At 70.7% G+C, this 18,961-nt stretch carries 18 protein-coding genes; 9 read left to right on the top strand and 9 right to left on the bottom strand.

The window, feature by feature from the left end:
* The first annotated feature begins 1 nt into the window (after position 1).
* The 3 genes from FHU39_RS22345 (at position 2) to FHU39_RS22355 (ending at position 3,115) form a co-directional block, all read left to right on the top strand.
* Complete coding sequence (locus FHU39_RS22345; RefSeq protein ID WP_183322932.1) at positions 2-2,128, top strand: UvrD-helicase domain-containing protein; 2,127 nt, start codon at positions 2-4, stop codon at positions 2,126-2,128.
* Between the two features lie 222 nt (positions 2,129-2,350).
* Positions 2,351-2,626: a hypothetical protein gene (locus FHU39_RS22350; protein WP_183322933.1), complete on the top strand. Its 276-nt coding sequence runs from the start codon at positions 2,351-2,353 to the stop codon at positions 2,624-2,626.
* A 96-nt stretch (positions 2,627-2,722) separates the two neighbouring features.
* Complete coding sequence (locus tag FHU39_RS22355; protein WP_425484821.1) at positions 2,723-3,115, top strand: WhiB family transcriptional regulator; 393 nt, start codon at positions 2,723-2,725, stop codon at positions 3,113-3,115.
* 880 nt (positions 3,116-3,995) lie between these two features.
* On the opposite strand, the gene FHU39_RS22360 is transcribed toward FHU39_RS22355, so the two are convergent.
* From FHU39_RS22360 to FHU39_RS22380, 5 genes are all read right to left on the bottom strand, one after another.
* Positions 3,996-5,318, bottom strand: coding sequence for an AarF/UbiB family protein (locus tag FHU39_RS22360; protein ID WP_183322934.1), 1,323 nt, complete (start codon positions 5,316-5,318; stop codon positions 3,996-3,998).
* Positions 5,315-6,169, bottom strand: coding sequence for a TOMM precursor leader peptide-binding protein (locus FHU39_RS22365; protein WP_183322935.1), 855 nt, complete (start codon positions 6,167-6,169; stop codon positions 5,315-5,317). The genes FHU39_RS22360 and FHU39_RS22365 overlap by 4 nt, the downstream gene beginning before the upstream one ends.
* 98 nt (positions 6,170-6,267) lie before the next feature.
* Positions 6,268-8,937: a multicopper oxidase domain-containing protein gene (locus tag FHU39_RS22370; protein WP_183322936.1), complete on the bottom strand. Its 2,670-nt coding sequence runs from the start codon at positions 8,935-8,937 to the stop codon at positions 6,268-6,270.
* Complete coding sequence (locus FHU39_RS22375) at positions 8,934-10,073, bottom strand: hypothetical protein (protein ID WP_343066074.1); 1,140 nt, start codon at positions 10,071-10,073, stop codon at positions 8,934-8,936. The genes FHU39_RS22370 and FHU39_RS22375 overlap by 4 nt, the downstream gene beginning before the upstream one ends.
* Positions 10,046-10,336: a DUF2249 domain-containing protein gene (locus FHU39_RS22380; RefSeq protein WP_183322937.1), complete on the bottom strand. Its 291-nt coding sequence runs from the start codon at positions 10,334-10,336 to the stop codon at positions 10,046-10,048. The genes FHU39_RS22375 and FHU39_RS22380 overlap by 28 nt, the downstream gene beginning before the upstream one ends.
* Positions 10,337-10,460: 124 nt before the next feature.
* On the opposite strand from FHU39_RS22380, the gene FHU39_RS22385 reads away from it, so the two are divergent.
* A complete protein-coding gene (locus FHU39_RS22385) occupies positions 10,461-11,024 on the top strand; it encodes a M48 metallopeptidase family protein (RefSeq protein ID WP_183322938.1) in 564 nt (187 codons plus the stop codon).
* A 1-nt stretch (position 11,025) separates the two neighbouring features.
* Here the strand turns inward: FHU39_RS22385 and FHU39_RS22390 are convergent, their stop codons facing one another.
* Positions 11,026-11,256 carry a hypothetical protein gene (locus tag FHU39_RS22390; RefSeq protein WP_183322939.1) on the bottom strand — a complete coding sequence of 77 codons (231 nt, stop codon included), beginning with the start codon at positions 11,254-11,256 and terminating at the stop codon, positions 11,026-11,028.
* A gap of 172 nt (positions 11,257-11,428) precedes the next feature.
* Between FHU39_RS22390 and FHU39_RS22395 the strand changes: the two genes are divergently transcribed.
* On the top strand, positions 11,429-13,447 hold the full coding sequence (locus FHU39_RS22395) for a sensor histidine kinase (RefSeq protein ID WP_183322940.1): 2,019 nt from the start codon (positions 11,429-11,431) through the stop codon (positions 13,445-13,447).
* Positions 13,444-14,106, top strand: coding sequence for a response regulator (locus FHU39_RS22400; protein WP_183317822.1), 663 nt, complete (start codon positions 13,444-13,446; stop codon positions 14,104-14,106). Before FHU39_RS22395 ends, FHU39_RS22400 begins: the two co-directional genes overlap by 4 nt.
* 16 nt (positions 14,107-14,122) lie before the next feature.
* Here FHU39_RS22400 and FHU39_RS24485 read toward each other — a convergent pair whose 3' ends face one another.
* Together FHU39_RS24485 and FHU39_RS22410 are read right to left on the bottom strand one after the other, a co-directional pair.
* On the bottom strand, positions 14,123-14,674 hold the full coding sequence (locus FHU39_RS24485; RefSeq protein WP_183317824.1) for an NUDIX domain-containing protein: 552 nt from the start codon (positions 14,672-14,674) through the stop codon (positions 14,123-14,125).
* 20 nt (positions 14,675-14,694) lie between these two features.
* Positions 14,695-16,158 carry a zinc-dependent metalloprotease gene (locus FHU39_RS22410; RefSeq protein ID WP_183317827.1) on the bottom strand — a complete coding sequence of 488 codons (1,464 nt, stop codon included), beginning with the start codon at positions 16,156-16,158 and terminating at the stop codon, positions 14,695-14,697.
* Positions 16,159-16,299: 141 nt separating this feature from the next.
* Between FHU39_RS22410 and FHU39_RS22415 the strand changes: the two genes are divergently transcribed.
* Both FHU39_RS22415 and FHU39_RS22420 read left to right on the top strand, forming a co-directional pair.
* Entirely contained in the window at positions 16,300-16,728 is a 429-nt protein-coding gene (locus FHU39_RS22415) for a molybdenum cofactor biosynthesis protein MoaE (RefSeq protein ID WP_183317829.1), read from the top strand.
* Positions 16,729-16,733: 5 nt separating this feature from the next.
* Complete coding sequence (locus tag FHU39_RS22420) at positions 16,734-17,885, top strand: YlbL family protein (protein WP_183317831.1); 1,152 nt, start codon at positions 16,734-16,736, stop codon at positions 17,883-17,885.
* Between the two features lie 50 nt (positions 17,886-17,935).
* On the opposite strand, the gene FHU39_RS22425 is transcribed toward FHU39_RS22420, so the two are convergent.
* The gene (locus FHU39_RS22425) at positions 17,936-18,478 is read right to left on the bottom strand and encodes a PPA1309 family protein (protein ID WP_183317833.1); all 543 of its coding nucleotides are present in this window, start codon (positions 18,476-18,478) and stop codon (positions 17,936-17,938) included.
* A 113-nt stretch (positions 18,479-18,591) separates the two neighbouring features.
* Here FHU39_RS22425 and FHU39_RS22430 point away from each other — a divergent pair.
* On the top strand, positions 18,592-18,961 hold a 370-nt coding region (locus FHU39_RS22430), incomplete at its 3' end, for a UPF0182 family protein (RefSeq protein WP_183322941.1).

Genomic DNA, 18,961 nt, shown 5'->3' on the forward strand with positions numbered 1-18,961 from the left:
CGTGGAGGTGACGCAGGCGGACCAGGTCCTTGCCGGGCTCGACCCGGAGCAGCGTGAGGTGGCGAGCAACCCGCTCGGCCCGATGTGTGTGCTGGCCGGCGCCGGCACCGGCAAGACGCGCGCCATCACGCACCGCATCGCCTACGGCGTGCACTCCGGCGCCTACCGCCCCGACCGGGTGCTGGCGGTGACCTTCACCGCGCGTGCGGCCGGTGAGATGCGCACCCGGCTGCGCGGGCTGGGTCTGCCGACCGTGCAGGCGCGCACCTTCCACGCGGCGGCGCTGCGCCAGTTGCAGTACTTCTGGCCGCAGGCGATCGGTGGGCCGATCCCGCAGATCCTGAAGCAGAAGGCGCCCGCGGTCGGCGAGGCCGGTGCGCGGCTGCGGCTGGAGCTGGACCGGGTGGTGATCCGCGACCTGGCCGCCGAGATCGAGTGGGCGAAGGTGTCGATGCTGACGCCGGACACCTACCGGGCGGCGGCGGCGAAGGCCGGCCGGTCACCCGCCGATCTCGACCTGACGGCCATGGCACGGCTGTGGGAGACCTACGAGGAGGTCAAGACCGCGCGGGAGGTCATCGACTTCGAGGACGTGCTGTTGCTGATGTCCGGCATCCTGGCCGAGCGGGACGACATCGCCGCGACGGTGCGCGGCCAGTACCGCCACTTCGTGGTCGACGAGTACCAGGACGTCAACACCGCCCAGCAGGCGTTGCTCGACCTGTGGGTGGGCGACCGCCCCGACCTGTGTGTGGTCGGCGATCCGGCGCAGACCATCTACTCGTTCACCGGTGCGACACCGCGGCATCTGCTCGACTTCGCCGGCCGGAGGCCGGGCACCCGGACGGTGCAGCTGGTGCGCAACTACCGCTCCACCCCGCAGGTCGTGGACCTGGCCAACCTGGTGTTGCAGTCCGGCACCCGGCACGCGGAGACGGTGCGTCTGCAAGCCCAGCGCGAGCCTGGTCCGGCGCCCCGCCTGACACAGCTGGCCGATGACGACGCTGAGGCGTCATACATCGCCCAGGAGGTGAAGAAGCTTCTCGCACAAGGGATTCCGGCGAGCGAAATCGCCGTTCTCTACCGCGTCAACGCCCAGAGCGAAGCTGTCGAGCAGGCGTTGTCGGCCGTCGACATCCCCTACCTCGTGCGGGGTGGGGAGCGCTTCTTCCAACGGTCCGAGGTGCGCCAGGCGCTGGTCCTGCTGCGTGGTGGGGTGCGCGGCGACGACGGCACCGAGCAACTCGGCAAACTCGTCCGCGACATCGTCACGGGTGCCGGTTGGTCGCCGCAGCGCCCGTCGGGCGGATCCGTGCTGGAGCGTTGGCAGTCACTCAACGCCCTCGTGGAGTTGGCGGACGACCTCGGCGGCGCGGACGACGACTTCCGGCTGCGCGACCTGGTCGCCGAGCTCGATCGGCGCGCGTCCGAGCAGCACGCGCCGACCGTCGAGGGGGTGACGTTGGCGTCGCTGCACGCGGCCAAGGGGCTGGAGTGGGACGCGGTCTTCCTCATCGGTTGCTCCGACGGGCTGCTGCCGATCTCCCTGGCCGAGGGCCAGCAGGCCATCGAGGAGGAACGCCGGCTGCTGTATGTCGGGCTGACCCGCGCTCGCAAACACCTGCTGCTCAGCTGGGCGGCCGCACGCAATCCGGGCGGCCGCGCCAGCCGTCGCCCCTCGCGCTTCCTCGACCCGGCCGCGTCGTTGCTCGGGGCAGGCGCCCGCAGCGCCCCGAAGACGCGCCCGGCCGGGACGGCCAAGAAGCCCACCAAGCCCAGGACGTGCCGGTCGTGCGGCGCCACGCTGGACACCGCGGCGGAGCGCAAGATCGGCCGTTGCGCCGACTGTCCTGCGACGTATGACGAGGCGCAGTTCGAGGCGTTGCGAGCGTGGCGGCTCCAGGTGGCCACGCTGACCAAGGTGCCCGCGTTCGTGGTCTTCACCGATGCGACGCTGATCGCCATCGCCGAGCGTCGGCCCGACGACATCGCCGGTCTCGCGTCGGTGTCAGGGGTCGGCAAGCACAAGCGCGACACCTACGGTGCTGCGGTGCTCGCCGTGCTCGGCGGCACCGACCCGCACGAGGCCGCCGAGGAGTGCGTCGCGGCCGGGCGCGACGGTGCATGACCGGGTGTCGGGGGAGGCGCGCCATACCTCCGGCGTGCTGCAAATTTTCTCGCGATGAATCCCGTTGCACTCCAATGCTTTTCATGAAGTCGCGAAATCCAGGAAAAAATTTCCGTTAAATCGGTTGCTCACGTGCGCGCGCACACCGTAGCCTGTTGCAAGTCCAGCTCGCGCGTCCAGGCGACGTGGCGGGGTCCGCGAAAGCGAGAGGAGGGGTTCGACGTGGGAAACATCCAGATGACGCAGCCGTGCGATGAGCACGTCGCGATGACGTCTGCCCTTCCGATGCTGACGAGTGTCCATGTCGCTGCCGCTCGCGGTTCGGTCCAGGGGACCGGTGTCTTCGCTGCCGGCAGCGCCATCGACGTCATCATGCGCGAGCGCGCCGTCGACGGGATCTCCGTCGCCGATCTCGGCGCCGAGTGCGATGTCCAGACCTACAACTCCAAGTTTGCCGGCGGTGTCCGGTGTTCCGTCTTCAAGAGTCCACCTGTCTGACTCAGACGAAGGTCCTTTTCGAGGCCGCGGAACCCGACACCAGGGTCCGCGGCCTTTTTGTGTCGTTGGCCTCCATCCACCACCAGGAAGAGCTCCATGCACGAGCACACGACCACCGAACGAGCGGTCCACGCCGACCCGGCGCAGACCGAGCAGGAAGGGCCCCGTACCCGGGGCCGCCACGACAAGGAGGTGCCACCGATGATGTTGACCGACCTGATAGACGCGACTGGCCTGGCCATTGAGGCCGGCGAGCAGTTGCCTTGCCACCAGAACGACCCCGAGCTGTGGTTCGCCGAGCGGCCGGAGGACGTCGAGTTCGCCAAGGCGCTGTGCACCAGCTGCCCGCTCCGGGAGGCCTGCCTCGCCGGCGCCAAGGAGCGCTCCGAGCCGTGGGGCGTCTGGGGCGGCGAACTGTTCGCCCAGGGCGTGGTCATCCCGCGGAAGCGGCCCAGGGGCCGTCCGCGCAAGGAGACCGTGGCCGCGTGATGACGATGCTCACCAACTCTCGACTTCATGACACCGGTATGCCGCATGACCGGTGTGTCCCGTCCGGACAACACCGGTCATGTCGGGATGCCCATCCCGAAAGAGCTTTCACCATGTTCCAGTTGCTGCGGGTCGAACCGACCCGACCTCGACCACCGACGGGGCAGCCGGCGACCAGGCGAAGCAAACACGTGACGCGTGTGCTTCCCCCGCCGATCACTCCAGGTCGATGAACCCCGTCCAACCGCCACTCGTCGGCGGTCCGATCGCAAAGCCGGTCGCGGCTTACCGCGGCCGGCTTTGCCATGTCCGGGGGCTGTTCGCGGCACGCGTGCCGGGGGCGGGGCGTCGCGAGCCGTCGGGTGGGGCGGCGTACGCGGTCGTAGGTCGCCCCAGTGGGGAGTGCGGTACGGTGGGGACGGGTTACGCGGTCATAGGTCGCCCCAGTGGGGAGTGCGGCGCGGGAGGGGACGGTTACGCGGTCATAGGTCGCCACTGGGGGGACTCCGGCACGCGCGCGGCGGCGTACGCGGTCATAGGTCGCCCCAGTGGAGTGCGGTACGGGTGGGGACGGGTTGCGCGGTCATAGGTCTGCACCGGGGGGACTCCGGCACGCGCGGGACGGGTTACGCGGTCATAGGTCGCCCCAGTGGGGACTGCGGTACGGGTGCGGACGGGTTGCGCGGTCATAGGTCGCCCCAGTGGGGACTGCGGTACGGGCGCGGACGGGTTACGCGGTCATAGGTCGCCACCGGGGGGACCTACGCGCGGGTGGGGGCGGCCTATACGCGGTCATAGGGCGCCCCAGTGGGGAGTCCGGCACCCGGCCGGCCAGCCATGAGCCGGGAGACGGCGCGACACCGGGTATGGCGGAAGCGCCTCAGCCGAGCGGCGGCAGGTCCGCCCCGGGGACCCAGCGGTCGAAGATCTCCCGCGCGGGGACGTTGCCGCCGATCTGGCACAGCACCGCGATGCCGCCCAGCCAGGCCCGGTGGATCATCACGTAGCTCGGCGGCAGGTTGAGCCGCAGCCCGACGGTGAACGTCGCGTTGCGTGGGTCGTTCAGGAAGTTGAAGATGCCCCGCAGCCAGTCCCGGTCGAAGCGGAACTCGTCGGTGCGCAGCGGCTTCAGGAACACCCCGAGGTAGTCGAGCACGTCCTGGGCGTCGACGTCGATCGACCGCTTCACGAAACCCTCGTCGCGCAGCCCGTCGAGCAGAGTCAGCTCGTCGCCCTGCAACGCCGCGGTGATCAGCTCACCCATCGGCTGCGGCAGGCCGTCCGGCAGGCGGTTGACGGCACCGAAGTCGAGCACGCCGAGCCGGCCATCGGGCAGCAACCGGAAGTTGCCCGGGTGCGGGTCCGCGTGCAGCAGGCCGGCCCGCTCGGGCCCGCTGACCAGGAATTCGAAGTAGTGCGCGGCCGCCTGGTTGCGCTCTTCGTCGCTGCCGGACTCGATGATCCGGGACAGTGGCACGCCGTCGATCCACTCGCTGACGATGACGCGCGGGGTGGCGAACACGACCTCCGGCAGCAGGTAGTCGGGGTCGTCGGCGAACGCCTCGGCGAACTGCTCCTGCATCGCCGCCTCGAGGCTGTAGTCGGTCTCCTCCGCCATCCGACCCTTGAGCTCGGTGAGGATCGGCACCACGTCGAGGCCCGGCACCCAGCTGGTGCTGACCCGGGCGACGCGGGAGAGCTGGTTGAGGTCGGACATCAGGGCCTCGGCCGCGCCGGGGTATTGCACCTTGACCGCGACCTCGCGGCCGTCCTTCCACACCGCGTGGTGCACCTGACCGATCGACGCCGCGGCGCGCGGTTCGTCGTCGAACTCGGCGAACTTCGACCGCCACCGCGTGCCGAGCTCCTCGCGCAGCACACGGTGCAGGGAGGTGGTCGGCATCGCGGGCGCGGTGTCCTGCAACTTGGTCAGCATGGAGCGGTATGGCGCTGCCAGTTCTTCCGGAAGCGCCGCCTCGAACATCGACAAGGACTGGCCGAACTTCATCGCGCCGCCCTTGAGGTTGCCGAGCACCTTGAACAACTGCTCCGCGGTCTGTGCCTGCAGCTCCGCGGTCACCGCCTCCGCGGGCCGACCACCGACGCGCTTGCCGAGGCCCACCGCAGCGCGTGCGCCGAAGCCGATGGGCAGCGTCGCGAGTCGTGCCGCACGCACGACGGTTTTGCGGGGGAGATCGCTCACGCGTCCATTGTCACCCCTGCACCGGCGCAGCCGCTGCAGGACGGGTGCCGCGTCCACAGATGGTGGCGCAGTCGTGGGTGCGGACGCTCCATGCTGAGGCTCACGCCCGGGGGCAGTGCCCGGTCCAGGTGATCGCCGGACGCGATCCACGCGGTGAGTGCGGCTGCCGCGCCGCGCAACTCGGGTGCGGCGTCGAGGTCTTGTTCGTGGTCGGGCACACCGGCCCGCACCGCCTGCCAGGTCGCCCAGTCGGGATCGCGTGCCCCACGGTGCAGGTCGAGACAGTGCAGGCAGGGGCCGGTGTGGGGTCGCACGAGCGGCCCGATGTGCAGCTGGCCGCCGGATACGACGACCGGCAGCTGGCGGATCCCCCGGGCGTGCCAGGGTCGCCCGGCGAATGCGGTGATCGCGTCGACCGCAGGCAACACGACCAGATCGGGCGGGTGTATGGCGGCATCCGCGTGGAGCGCGGCGCGTGCCTCCGGCTCCGGGACGATGCGGTGCACGACGGGCTCGAGTGCCCGGCGGATCTCGCCGGGGAGCGGCCCTTCTCCGAGCACGACGACCCGAGCACGTTCCGCGACCGGGGACAGTTGGCGCGCGGCCTGGTGCAGCAGGGTGAGCAGCGCGTTCCAGCGCTGCGACGGGGACGTCCAGGCGCGCAGGCCGGGTGGTGTCCGTGACGCGGCCCCGAGACCGAGGACGGCCGTGGTCTCGGCGACGGTGAGCCCGGAGAGCAACAGACCGCCCGGATGCGGCCCGGTCACGAGCACCGAACCGGCACCGCGCCGGCGCAGGCCGATCCGGTCGGGCAGCCCTGGTTGCTCGAAAGCCTCCGGCAGCGCTCCCATGGCCGTGTCTCCCTCCGTCCGACGAACTGGCGAGGCAGCCACCGTGCCACCGGAGGGGAGCACCGCGCAGAAGTTGTCCACAGGTGCGGCGCGCGCCGCTACTTGCCGGTCACCCGGAGGTAACCGTGGGCGCCGGCTTCGGCGTCGCTCATGATGTGGCTGACGATGGAGTAGGTGCCGGCGGCCGGCGGGGTGAACTCCACGAACCCGCCCTGGGCGGGCTCCAGGTCCAGGGCCTGCGAGCCGCCGTCGGTGTCGCCGAACGCGTCCTTCCCGTGCTTGAGCAGGTAGCCGCCCTCCTTGTACACGGTGTCGAACTGCGTGCCGACGACGTGGAAGCTGGATGCCTCGTTCGGCCCCGCGTCCAGCACCCAGATGCGGACCCGTTCACCGGCCTTCGCGGTCAGCGGGCGGTAGTCGTACTGGTTCGCCATACCGTTGAAGGTGATGAAACTCGGCGTCCGTGCCGCGACCGCGTCGGCGTTCACCTCCTTGACGGAGGAGCGGCCGTTGCCGTCGACATACGCCTCGGACTGCACCAGGACGTAGCTCTTGTCGACCGCCGGCAGGTTCGGCGGGTCGATGATCACCGCGCCCGCCATACCGGCCGCGATGTGCGCCGACATGGGCATCGTGGAGCAGTGGTAGAGCCAGATGCCGGCCCGGTGCGCGACGAAGGTGTAGGTCAGCGACTGCCCGGGTTGGATGGTGCGCATCGGCTTGTCCGGCGACACGTCGCCGGCGTGGAAGTCGATGGAGTGACCCATCGTGCCGTCGTTGATCAGCTTGACGACGAACGTGTCGCCGACGCGACCGTGCAGTGTCGGCCCCGGGACCTGGCCGTTGTAGGTCCACCGGGTCTGCCAGATGCCGGGTGCCACCTGCAGCTTCTTGTTGCGGACGACCAGCGTGACGTGATGGACCGTGGCGGCGGTGAGCGGCGGCAGGGACGCATCGGCGGCGCGGAACGACGCCGGCACACTGGTGTTCGGATGTATGGCGGAGGTCGTTCCACCGGACGACATGTCCATCGAGCCATCGGCCATGGTCGCCGACGAAGCCTTGACCTTGACGTCGAACACCATGCCCATCGCGCGGTGACCGATGACGGTGCACCAGCCCTGCATGCTCTTGCTGATCACGCCGACGTCGACCCGCGCGGTCTGGCCCTTCGAGAGCAGCGGTGCCTTGGCGCCGTTCGGGAAGTAGATGTCGTGCGACGTGGTGCTGTCGGTGTTGGTGAGCACGACCACGAGCTTGTTGCCCTTGGGTACGGTGACCGACGACGGGTGGAAACGCATGTCGTTCGCGGTCACCCGCACGGTCGTGGTCTTGCCCGTGACCTGGACCGAACCCGCCGCTCCCGCAGCGGAATTCACCGATGTGACACCTGCGGGGTTCCAGGCGACGGCGACGCTGACGGCGAGCGCGAGCACCGCGACGCCGGCCACCAGCTGCCCCGGTGACCAGATGCCGGGGTCGACGCCGAGCTTCCGGCCGCGCAGGCTGTGGTCGTCGGCGAGCTGCCGGCGCATCCGGACCGCGGCGGTGATGCCGAGCAGCATGAGGGGAACGATCGCGACGAGGGCGAGCAGCACCAGCACCTGGGCGGTGTCGCGGATCGCCGGCGGGGTGGGCGTCACCCACAGCAGCAGCCCGAGGTTGACGACCGTGATCCGGGCGACCGCGAAGCGGTCGAAGTGGGTTTGCGCGGCGCGGATCACCTGCGCGCCACCGCCGATCACAACGGGCACGAGGTGCGACATGGCTCCGGTCAGCAGCTGTAGCGCGAAGCCGACGGCCGCGATGGTCGCGATGGCGTCATACCCCTCGTGGACGCCGGCCCACGAGCCGGCGGTCGCGACCTTGACCGGCACGAGGACCAGGGTCACCGCACCCCACACCACGGCGGCGCTGACGAAGTATGCCGAGGCGTGTCGCGGCGGGCTGGTGCGCACCGGCCGGATGAGCGCTCGGCCCCACCAGCAGACCCCGGCCAGGTAGATCAGCAGACCGGCCACCGTGGCGGCGCGCAGACCCATCACGGCCGCGGAGTCGATGCCGATGAGTCCGACGATGACGATCGGAAGTGATTGTCGGGCAAGGGTTTCGGCGCGATCGTCCATCCGGGTGCGCAGCATCGTGGGCCACAGCGTGAGCAGCGTCCCCAGCACGGTCAGCCCCAGCCAGCCGAGCAGCATGGTCATCGAGTGGGCCACCATCAGCCGGCCGTGCCAGTCGCCTCCGGGCCCCTTGGCCAGGGCGGTGCCGAATCCTGCACCGACCGGCACGCACACGGCGGCGGCGAGGTAGTAGAAGACGGTGGTGCGGAAGCGCCGCGCCACGCTCCTGCGCAGTCGCAGCGCGAGCGCGACGGCGTGCCAGAGGACGGCGCCGGACACCAGGGTGGCACCGGCGACGACCAGCGGCCAGTGCACCGTCGGGACACCGACCAGCACGCACAGCACGCCGATGATCACCAGCACGATCCGGGTGGACTGCAGGCGTCGCGGGTCGACGTCCTCGGAGGTCTTGAGCAGGGCCTGGGTGAAGTAGGTGCTCCAGACGATCGCCGCGTGCGTCATGGCGCCCAGCAGGATCATGTGCACCATCAACCAGTGCGAGTCGTCGACGAAAGGGTGCAGCAGCGCGACGACCACGGCGGCGACCAGCCAGCCGATGGCGGGTTGGTCACGCAGGGCCCACTTGCCGCGCGGACCGCCCGGTTGTGTCGTGCCGGTGGGCCGGGTCGACGGTGAGCCGATCATCGAGCAGCCTTTCGCGCGGTGAGCATGCTGGCCAGCACGGTCACGGGCAGTAGCAGCAGTGCGATCACGCCGAGTACGGCTCCTGTCGTCCAAAGATGTTCGTTTCCAAGGGCATTCCCGCCGAAGATGCGGATCACGAGGCTTGCCTGGAGTACGACGAGCGGGGCCCACTGGATCCGCCGGTAGGGCATCGGGCGGCGTATGACGGCGGGCAGGATCACCGGTGCGTGTGCGATGACCATCGACATACCGAAGCCGAGGAACACGCCGTGCACCGCGGTGTCGTACTGCGCCTGGCTGGTCGGGGTGCCGGCATACAGCCAGACGACGGCTGCGACCGCCAGCCACACGTAGCCGCACAGCAGCGCGGCCGCGGACAGCCGCGGCAGTCCGGGCAGCCGGATGGTGCGGCGCGCCACGTCATACACGACCAGGGTGGCCGTCAGGACGAGCAGGACGGCACCGGCGGCGCGGTCGCCGAGGTCCGGCCAGGCGAGCGACGCGACCGCGGTGGCCAGCACCAGGACCGCGGCGGCGAGCAGCAGCCGCCCGGCCCGGGCCGGCAGGTGCAGGCGGGCCAGTTCGACACGCTCGGCGGCGATCGTCAGCACGACGAATGCGACCAGCCAGAGCAGGAGTTCGGCGATCGACAGGCGCAACCAGAGCACTGCCGCGCCGGTCGCGGCAACCGCGGACAGCGCCTCCACCGCCGTGGACTCGTCGTGCTGGCGCTGGTAGAGCAGCGTGTAGACCGCGAGCAGTGCCGCGCTGCCGTCGGCCAGCAGCACGGCGCCGACGTGGGCCGGCAGCCCGATGGTCAGGGCCACCCCTCCGGCGCCGAGCAGGCCGGGCGCGGCGTACCCCCACGGTGCGCGCAGCGCGACCGCGCGCTCCAGAGCGATCAGGGTGCCCAGGAAGCCGAGCGTCATCAGCACCCCGTGCCGCCCCGGAAGCGCCGCGCCGTGCACCGGTGCGGCGACCCCGGACAGCATGAGCGCGGCGTCCAGGCCGGCCAGCAGGCTGAGTGCCGCGGGGAGCATCAGCCAGGCACGCGAGGGTGCGCGCACCGCGCGCACCGCGCGCACCGCGCGCGTTCGCGGGGTGGTTTTCAGCGACGGGTCATGCGCAGGTGCCACGCTTCGGGGCCCTCGACGAGATATTCGATCTCGATGCTGTCGCCCTCGAGCTGCGCGATCTGGGCGAGCAGTGGCTTCGGGTCGTGCGAGGCGATCAGGACGAGGCCGGTGCCCGGCTGGCGGGTGGCCAGCGCGCCGAAGACGGCGCCGTGCCGCAGCTCGTGCGGGATCACCCGGGTGTCGAGCTCGGGCAGGTGGGCCGCGTGGGACTCGCCGCAACCGCAGCTGTGGGTGGTCTCGGTGATCGGCAGTTCGGTGGTCATCAGGTTCCTCGGTGTCTGGGGAAGGTAATTAATACAAGATTACCTTGTGAAAAATACTCCGTCACCCCCGGCGCGGCCAATCCGGGTGGTCGCGATTGTCACCAGGATCACTTAGGTTCGAGGTATGACGTCGCCCACGCCCGAGGTGGAAGTGCGGCGCTCGACCCGCCGCCGACGCACGGTGTCGGCCTATCGCGACGGGGAGCGCATCGTGGTGCTGGTGCCTGCCCGGTTGTCCAAGAAGGACGAGAAGCGCCTGGTCGCCGACATGGTGCGCAAGGTGCAGGCCGCGGCCACCCGCGGTCGGTCCACCGATGCGCAGCTGATGGAGCGGGCGATGCAGCTGTCCGGGCGTTACCTGGGCGGGCTGGCGCATCCGACGTCGGTGCGCTGGGTCGGCAACCAGCGCGCCCGATGGGGGTCGTGCACCCCGGTCAACGGCACGATCCGGCTGTCCGACCGGTTGCAGGGGATGCCCGACTACGTCAGTGACTACGTGCTGCTGCACGAGCTGGCGCACCTGCTGCAGCCCGACCACGGCAAGAGCTTCTGGGCGCTGCTCGAGGCCTATCCGCACTTGGAGCGGGCCCGCGGCTACCTCGACGGTGTCGCGTTCGGCGCGGGCCTGCCGGCCGAGGGCGCCGACCCGGTGCCGGACGTGTCCGGCACCGCCGCGCTCGACGACTGAGTCAGGAGACCCGCCGGGTGCGGGACGCGGCGCGGGCCAGGGTGTAGGCGCCGGCGATCAGGAAGACCAGTGCGGTCAGCATGAATCCGAACCAGCAGATGTCGCCGAGCACCAGGTCGACCCCGTGCGTGGCGTCCTTCCACGCCGGAACACCACTGCCCATGAACAGCACGAACGCCACTGCCAGCAGCGCACCGAGGGTCCTGCCCGGGTGCTCACGTAGTTGAGTCATCTCGTCCTCCGATGTTCGTGGCCGTCCTTCGTGGACGGCCCCGGCATCGAGGGTCCCCGCCGCGGGTCCGGTCGGCACAGGGTCTGCTGTCCCGCCGACCCGGGACGGTTTCCCGGTCGAAGGTGCAGACGCGAGCCCCGCCCCGGGACGAAGATTGGTTCCTGGAGGAACCATGACAACAGCCATCACCCCGACCGCGCCGACGGTGCTGCGCGGGCCCGGCATCGGCGCGCGCTGGCTGAGCATCGCGTGCGGTGTGCCGGTCGTCGTCGCGTCCCTGGGCGGCGGCTGGCTGGCGCACGGGCCTGGCCACCGGAGCCTGGTCGGCATGATGCACGACAACGTCCTGAACAACCTGGTCAACGGGCTGGTGTTCGGTGTCATCGCGACGGTGCTGATGTGGCTGCGCCCGGCCAATCGGGTCGGCTGGCTGCTGATGTATGTCGGAGCCGTGAACGCGGTCGCCATCCTCGGCGAGGGTTGGGTGCTCGCGTCGTACCACGTGCCGTTGCCCGGCCGGACGGTCATGGCCTGGCTGGGCTCGTGGGTGTGGGCGACGGCCCTGTTCCTGGGTGCGACGGTCCTTCCGGCGATCTACCCGAGCGGGCACGCCGGCACCCGGTTCGGTCGCTGGATCGTCCGGGTCGGCTGGACCGCGAGCGTGCTCTTCGGGCTCGCGCTGTCCGGCCTGGACGACGTGTACGACGGGGTCGCCCCCGGTCACCACCTGGGCCGGAACCCGATGACCGGCGGGCAGGCGCAACCCTGGTTCCTGGGCGTCGCCGTGCTGGCGGCCGGTTGTTCGGTCCTGCTGAGCGCGGTCACCATCGGCTGGACCATCCGCCGGCTCGCCAGGGCGGCGTCCCCCGAGCGCGAACAGCTGGCCTGGCTGCTGGTTTCCGTGCTGCCGATCATCGTCGCGATCCTGGTCGGGCCGCCGGTCGTCCTCTTCGTCGTCACCCTGCTGACGACGGTGACGCTGCTGGTCGGGATCGTGCGGTACGAGTTGTTCGACGTGAAGCTGATCCTGCGCAGCGGGCTGCTGTACGGCGCGCTCATCGGTCTCGCCGCCGGTGCCTATTTCGCGGCGGTCGCTGCCGCCGGCATCGTGTCGTCCTCCACCGCGGTGCCGACGTTCTTCGCGGCCGCCGTGGTGGCGCTGCTCGCGCGCCCGGCATACATCGGCCTCTCCCGCTGGATCGGCCGGTTCGTGTATGGCGACCGCACCGACCCGGCACGCGCCCTCGGCCGGCTCGGCCCGGGCATGGAGGGCGCGCTCGGACCCGACCTGGACGCGGTGGTCGCCGCGGTGGCCCACTCGCTGCGCTCGCCCTACGTCGAGGTGGTGGGTGCGGACGGTCAGGTGCTGGCGACCGCCGGTCGACCGCAGCAGCATGCGGCGCAGGAGATCGCCCTGAGCCGGGACACCGACCGGGTCGGCACGCTGCGGGTCTGCTGGCGGACACCCACCGACCCGCCGTCGCGCGCGGAACGTGCCCTGGTCGAGGTGCTCGCGGTGTCGGTCGCCGTGGCGGTCCACGCCACCCGGCTCGCCCGGGACGTGGAGGAGTCACGGGCGCGGGTGATCGAGGTGCGGGCGGCCGAGCGCAGCAGGTTGAGGGCGGACCTGCACGACGGCGTCGGCCCGTCCCTGTCGGGGGCCGCGCTCGGCATCGAGGCCGCGTTGCGCACCGACCGGCTCGAAGACACCCGCGAGATCCTGGCAGTGGTGCACGGTGAGATCAAGCAGCTCGTCCGTGAGATTCGTTGCCTGATAGACGATCTCGGCCCTGCCGGGCTGGAGCACGGTCGTCTGCCGGAGGCATTGGCGGCACATGCGTCGGCCGTCAACGCGCTGGGCGTGGTGCACGTGACCGTCGCCGTGGACGCGCTGCCGCCCGTCACCCTCCCGGTCGAGGTGGCGGCGCACCGGATCGCCACGGAGGCGATCACCAACGTGGTGCGGCACTCCGGCGCCACCACGGCGCACGTGTCGTTGCGTTGCGACGAGCGGTCGCTGGTGCTGGAGGTGTCCGACGACGGCGTCGGGCTGGACGGGTCGACGCCGGGTGTCGGCAGGGGATCGATGCGTGAGCGGGCCGAGTCGGTCGGCGGCACCCTCACCCTGGGCGACCGGTCGCCGCACGGCACCTGCGTGCGGGCGGAGCTGCCGCTGCAGGAGCCGCGGTGAGCGCCGACGCGCCCGTCCGGGTGGTCCTGGCGGACGACCACCCGATGTACCGCTACGGAGTGGCGGCGGTGCTGGCCTCCGAGCCGCGGGTCGAGCTGGTCGGCGAGGCGCAGAGCGGGCGGGAGTTGCTCGCTCTGGTCGAACGGACCGGGCCGGACGTCGTCGTCACCGACCTGCGGATGCCGGACCTGGACGGCATCGCCGTCACCCGCGAACTGGGTATGACGAACCCGGACCTGCCGGTGCTGGTGCTGACGATGCACGACGACGACGAAAGCGTCTTCGGCGCGATGCGTGCCGGCGCCAGGGGGTATCTGCTCAAGGGCGCCGACGCGGACGAACTGATCGCCACGATCCGGACCGTTGCTGCGGGTGGCACGGCCTTCGGCCCGTCGGTCGCGCGCCGCATCGTGGGCTTCTACCTGGAGTCCACGAGCCGCTTCGCGCAAGGGGCCTTCCCCGAGCTGACCACGCGCGAACGCGAGGTTCTGGACCTGCTCGCGGCAGGTCGCCGCAACTCGGCGATCGCGGCCACGCTCGGGCTCAGCGACAAGACCGTCCGCAACCACCTGTCGGCCATTCTCACCAAACTGCAGGTGTCGGATCGCTCGGCCGCGATCGTGCGGGCGCGAGAGGCGGGTCTGGGACGCGAGCGGTGACCGATGCGCCGGCCGGTCAGGCCGAAACCAGTTGGCCCCGAAGGAAACCGATGCAGTCGGCCAGGTCCGGGTCGGTCGGCTCCGGCAGCGCGTGTGCGGGCCACCAGCGCACGTCGTCGGACTCGTCCGAGACCGCGATGCGTGCGCCCTCGGGGGCCACGGCGGCGATCCGCAGGTCCCAGTGCGCGGTGCACCGGCCGAAGGCCGCGGTCAGGTCGTGCCGGTGCAGGAAGAGCGCACCGGGCACCGCGCGCAGCCCGTCGATGCCGGACTCCTCGGTCGCCTCACGCACGGCGGCGCCCGCGACGGTCCGGTCGCCCGGCTCGAAGTGCCCGCCGGGCTGCAGCCACAGCCGGGCCTTCTTGTGCAGCACCAGCAGCACCCGCGTCAGGTCGTGGGAGAAGACGACCGCGCCGGCGGTGAAGTGCTCGGGCGGGCCGTCGCGCCAGAGCGCGTCGTCGTATGCCGCGAGGTGATCCACGAAAGCATCCCGGGTGGGGCTGGGAGCAGCCGCGCGAAGCACCTCGAAGGCGTTGTCCCGCAGTGCTTTTCGGCTCTCGTCCGTCACGATCGGCAGGCCGTCGGGCGTCACTCGTCGCCCTGGGCGCCGCCGGAGCCGTCGTCCTTCGTGTCCTTGCCCTCCCGCTCGGCGTCCAGCTCCGCGGTGCCCTGGGCGAGCAACGCCTCCAGGGCTGCGTCGACCTCGTCCGGCGCGGCGGACTCGGTGTCGGGGGACTGGCGGCGGCGCACGTAACCCTGCGGGTCGTCCAGGTCGTCCGCTGTCGGCGCGAAGTCCGGGTGCTTCCACGCGTCGTCCCGCGACTGCTGGCCGAGAGCGTCCTCCAGCTGGGTGAACACCTGCGCGGCGTCACGCAACCGGCGGGGGCGCAGCTCCAGCCCGACGAGGGAGGCGAAGACCCGCTCGGCAGGACCACCGGTCGCGCGGCGGCGCCGGACCGCCTCGGACAGCTGCGTGGTGTGCGGCAGATGCTTGCCCGCCGCCTCGTTCGTGACGACGTCCACCCAGCCCTCGACGAGTGCGAGCAGCGTCTCCAGGTGGGCGAGCGCCCGCTGCTGCGCCTCGGACGGCTCGGCGCTGAACAGCGAGCCCTGCAACGCCTCCTGCATCGCGGCGGGGTCGCTCGGGTCGGCGTCGGCGACGGCACGTTCGATGCCGTCGGTGTCGATTGAGATGTCCCCGGCATACGACTGCACGGCTGCGATCAGCGCCGGGCCGAGCCAGGGCACCGCAGCGAACAGCCGGGCCCGGGCGGCCTCGCGCACCGCCAGGTAGAGGTTGACCTCGCCCGCGTCGACCTCGAGTCCGTCGGCGAACTCCGACACGTTGGCCGGCAGCATCGCCACGCCGTCGGTGAGGGGGAGGCCGACCTCACTGCCGCTGACCAGGTCGCCGGCCAGGGCGCCGACCGCCTGGCCGACCTGCGCGCCGAACATGCCGGCACTCATCCGCGCCATCATCGGCTGCATCTGACCCATCAGCGCGGCCGGGTTGATGCCGGCGGGCAGCCCGAGCTGCTCCGCATCGCCCGGGTCGAGGCGGCGCAACTGTTCTCCCATGGCCTTCTCGATGGCGCCGTTGACCCCGGCCGCGACCGGCTCGACCAGCTGCCGCCACATGGGCATCGTCTGGTCGACCCACTCGGCGCGGCTGAGCGCCTTCGCCGGGCCGATCGCCGGGAAGTCGGTGACTTCGTCCAGCCACAGGTTGGCCACCTGCACGACCTGTTCGACGTCGCGGGTCGCCGCGGCGCCCACGCTGGCGTCACCGGCGGCGGAGACGGTCTTGCGGGCGACGTCGGTCGCGAGCTCCAGGTTGACGGCGCCGTCCACCGGCCCGGACATCATCGCCTGCAGCTGACTCTGCAGCATCTGCATCATCTGCGGGTTCATGTCCTGCACGCCCATCTGTTCCAGCGCGCTCGCCAGCTGATCGTTGCCGGAGTCGCCGCCGAGGATGGATCGCAGCAACTCGGACAGGTCCGGCTGCTGTGCGTCGTCGTCGTCAGGGCGCTCGGGTGGGTTGTTCGACATCTCTTCTCCTGGCCCGGATGGGACACGCGGTCGGCGCGCGCCTGCCTACCGTGAATAGGCTGTCCACTAGACAACCACGAACTCGGCCCCGTCGTTCCGCGACGGCGCCCGTGTTCGCCCTTAGCGCAATCGGGAGAATGTATGACGCAGCCGGACCCTCGCGTACGCCTGGTCGACCTGCGCGACACACCGCTGTCGGTCGACGAGGCGCTGGCCGCCGTCACCGATCCGGCAGCCGGCGGCATGGCGCTCTTCGTCGGGACCGTCCGGCAGCAGGATCACGCGAAAGCTGTTGATCTGCTTGACTACTCGGCACACCCGTCGGCAGTGGACGTGATGCGTGAGGTTGCGGAGTCGGTGGTCACCGACGAGATCACCGCGCTGGCGGCGGTGCACCGCGTGGGCCGACTGCACGTGGGGGACCTGGCCGTGGTGGTTGCGGTGAGTGCTCCGCACCGGGGAGCCGCACTCACAGTTTGCAGGGAGATGATCGACACTCTCAAGCACCGGGTGCCGATCTGGAAGCACCAGGCGTTCAGTGACGGAAGCGACGAATGGGTCGGGCTGTAGGAGATATGGCGGCAGGTACGAACGAGCGGGGCAGGTTGGACGGGGCGACCGGCGGGGGTTCCGAGTCCTCGGGGAGCGTTGGCGCGAAGAAACGGGAGGCCCCACGCAGCCTCAGCCGCTCCAACATCGCCCTGCTGATCACGGCGCTCGTCCTGGTGGTCGCGGTCGCCGCGCTCAACCTGATCCACGTGCCGAAGGTGATCCTGCGGCCCGGGCCGGTGACCAACACCCTGGGCGAGACCGACGGGAAACCGGTCGTCGAGATCAAGGGCGTCAAGACCTACCCGACCTCGGGGAACCTGGACTTCGTCACCATCTCGATGGCGGGTGGGCCGCAGTACCCGGTCAGCGTGATGGAGTGGCTGAAGGCGAAGTACATCGACAACGACGCCGAGATCGACCCCGAGAGCATGTGGTTCCCCAAGGGCATCACCTCCAAGCAGGTGGAGCAGCAGAGCACCTCCGAGATGACCAACTCGCAGGAGACCGCCGAGGTGGTCGCGATGCGCGCGGCGGGCATCACCGTCCCCGAGTCGATCACGGTCGTGCAGTTGCAGCAGGGCGCGGCCGCCGCGGGCGAACTCAAGCCCAAGGATGTGCTGGTGTCGCTCAACGGCAGCAAGGTCACCGACCTGAAGTCGGTCTCGACGACGATGTCGAAGGTCACGCCGGGCGCGACCGTGCCGGTCGTGGTCAAGCGCGCCGGCAAGCAGGTCCGGCTGCGGGTCCCGACGGGCAAGGGCGAGGACGGCGGCGCCGTCTTCGGGATCGCGATCTCCCCGTCATACAAGTTCCCGTACGACGTGAAGGTCAACGTCGGTGCGGTGGGTGGCCCGTCGGCGGGCACGATGTTCACCCTCGCGATGTACGACATGCTCACGCCGGGGGCGCTGACCGGGGGCAAGAAGGTGGCCGGCACCGGCACCATCAGCGAGGACGGCTCGGTCGGCCCGATCGGCGGCATCCGGCAGAAGCTGATCGCGGCGAAACGCGCCGACGCGCAGTTCTTCTTCGCCCCGGGCAGCGACTGCCAGGAGGCCAAGGGTCACGTGCCGAGCGGGCTGACGGTCATCAGGATCAACACCCTGCAGGACGCCCTGAAGGCGCTGAAGCAGATCCGCGGCGGCAAGACCACCGGCTTCGTGGGGTGTGGCTGAGCTCCGGATCCGCACGGGTCCCCATGATGTATCGAAGGAGCAGAGCGGGGTTACTCGAGGGTGACCCGCAGCGCGTGCACCAGGCCCGGCGCGATGTCCTTGCCGACGGCGACCTTGTCGTCGGCGTCGTGGGCGCGCTGGCGTAACAGGCAGATCGAGTCGCCGTCGCGCAGCACGGCGACCAGCAGACGGACGTCGGCCCGGTCGGGGTGTGCGGCCAGCACGTCGGTCGCCTCGGTGGGGTTGTCGGGCAGGCCCTGCTCCGCCTCCGGCGGCACGACGATCCGCTCGATGGCCAGCGCGACACCGTCGACCTCCGGCGGCCACGCGAGTTGCCGCAGCAGGCTCTCGATGTTGGAGGTCTGCGGCAGCCCCTCCTGCTCGATGGTGCTGTATGCCGACGGGTCCGCGCCGCGCAACTGACCCGCGAGGCCCGGCTCCCGCTGCAGCAGATCCTCGTTCCGGGCGATCGCGAACAGCCGCGGAGCCTGGTCCCAGCCGGCAGCGGCGACGTGCCGCTCGGTGTCGATCGCGCACTCCGCGAGCGGGCTGAGCACGGGCTTGGCGACGGGAATCGGGTCCTCGGACGGCATACACCCATGCTGCCGCACGCCGGTGAAACCCAGACTGCTCGGGTCGCCACATAGCCCCGCGGGTTACCGTGTCCCCACCTGACCCATTGCTCACACCCAACTTCGAGGCCGACGTGACTTCTTCGGACGAGCCGACCGGCGGCGACGGGCGCAACCCGGAGCACGCGGGCGCTGTGCGGCGCTTCGGGCCGACGGGTGCGCGTCGGACGCTGATGGTTGCGGGCGCGATCATCGTGCTGGCCGTGCTGGTGCAGGTCTGGGCCAACGTGTGGACCAACAAGCTGTGGTTCGACAGCCTGGGCTTCTCCTCGGTGTTCCGGACCGAGTACCTCACCAAGGCGCTGATGTTCCTCGGTGGCGCGCTCATCGTCGGCGGGCTGATCTGGTTCAGCATGTGGATCGCGTTCCGGCAGCGGCCGATCTACGCGCCGTCGACCGGCGACCTGGACGCCATGGACCGCTACCGAGAAGCCATCGAACCCA

This window comes from Flexivirga oryzae, from assembly GCF_014190805.1.
GTDB classification, from domain to species: domain Bacteria; phylum Actinomycetota; class Actinomycetes; order Actinomycetales; family Dermatophilaceae; genus Flexivirga; species Flexivirga oryzae.

Bases quoted from the DNA above. Each gene is read 5' to 3' on its own strand.
- FHU39_RS22355 (WP_425484821.1), top strand. From the start codon at position 2,723: ATGCACGAGCACACGACCACCGAACGAGCGGTCCACGCCGACCCGGCG.
- FHU39_RS22365 (WP_183322935.1), bottom strand. From the start codon at position 6,169: ATGGGAGCGCTGCCGGAGGCTTTCGAGCAACCAGGGCTGCCCGACCGG.
- FHU39_RS22370 (WP_183322936.1), bottom strand. From the start codon at position 8,937: ATGATCGGCTCACCGTCGACCCGGCCCACCGGCACGACACAACCGGGC.
- FHU39_RS22380 (WP_183322937.1), bottom strand. From the start codon at position 10,336: ATGACCACCGAACTGCCGATCACCGAGACCACCCACAGCTGCGGTTGC.
- FHU39_RS22385 (WP_183322938.1), top strand. From the start codon at position 10,461: ATGACGTCGCCCACGCCCGAGGTGGAAGTGCGGCGCTCGACCCGCCGC.
- FHU39_RS22390 (WP_183322939.1), bottom strand. From the start codon at position 11,256: ATGACTCAACTACGTGAGCACCCGGGCAGGACCCTCGGTGCGCTGCTG.
- FHU39_RS22395 (WP_183322940.1), top strand. From the start codon at position 11,429: ATGACAACAGCCATCACCCCGACCGCGCCGACGGTGCTGCGCGGGCCC.
- FHU39_RS22410 (WP_183317827.1), bottom strand. From the start codon at position 16,158: ATGTCGAACAACCCACCCGAGCGCCCTGACGACGACGACGCACAGCAG.
- FHU39_RS22415 (WP_183317829.1), top strand. From the start codon at position 16,300: ATGACGCAGCCGGACCCTCGCGTACGCCTGGTCGACCTGCGCGACACA.
- FHU39_RS22420 (WP_183317831.1), top strand. From the start codon at position 16,734: ATGGCGGCAGGTACGAACGAGCGGGGCAGGTTGGACGGGGCGACCGGC.
- FHU39_RS22425 (WP_183317833.1), bottom strand. From the start codon at position 18,478: ATGCCGTCCGAGGACCCGATTCCCGTCGCCAAGCCCGTGCTCAGCCCG.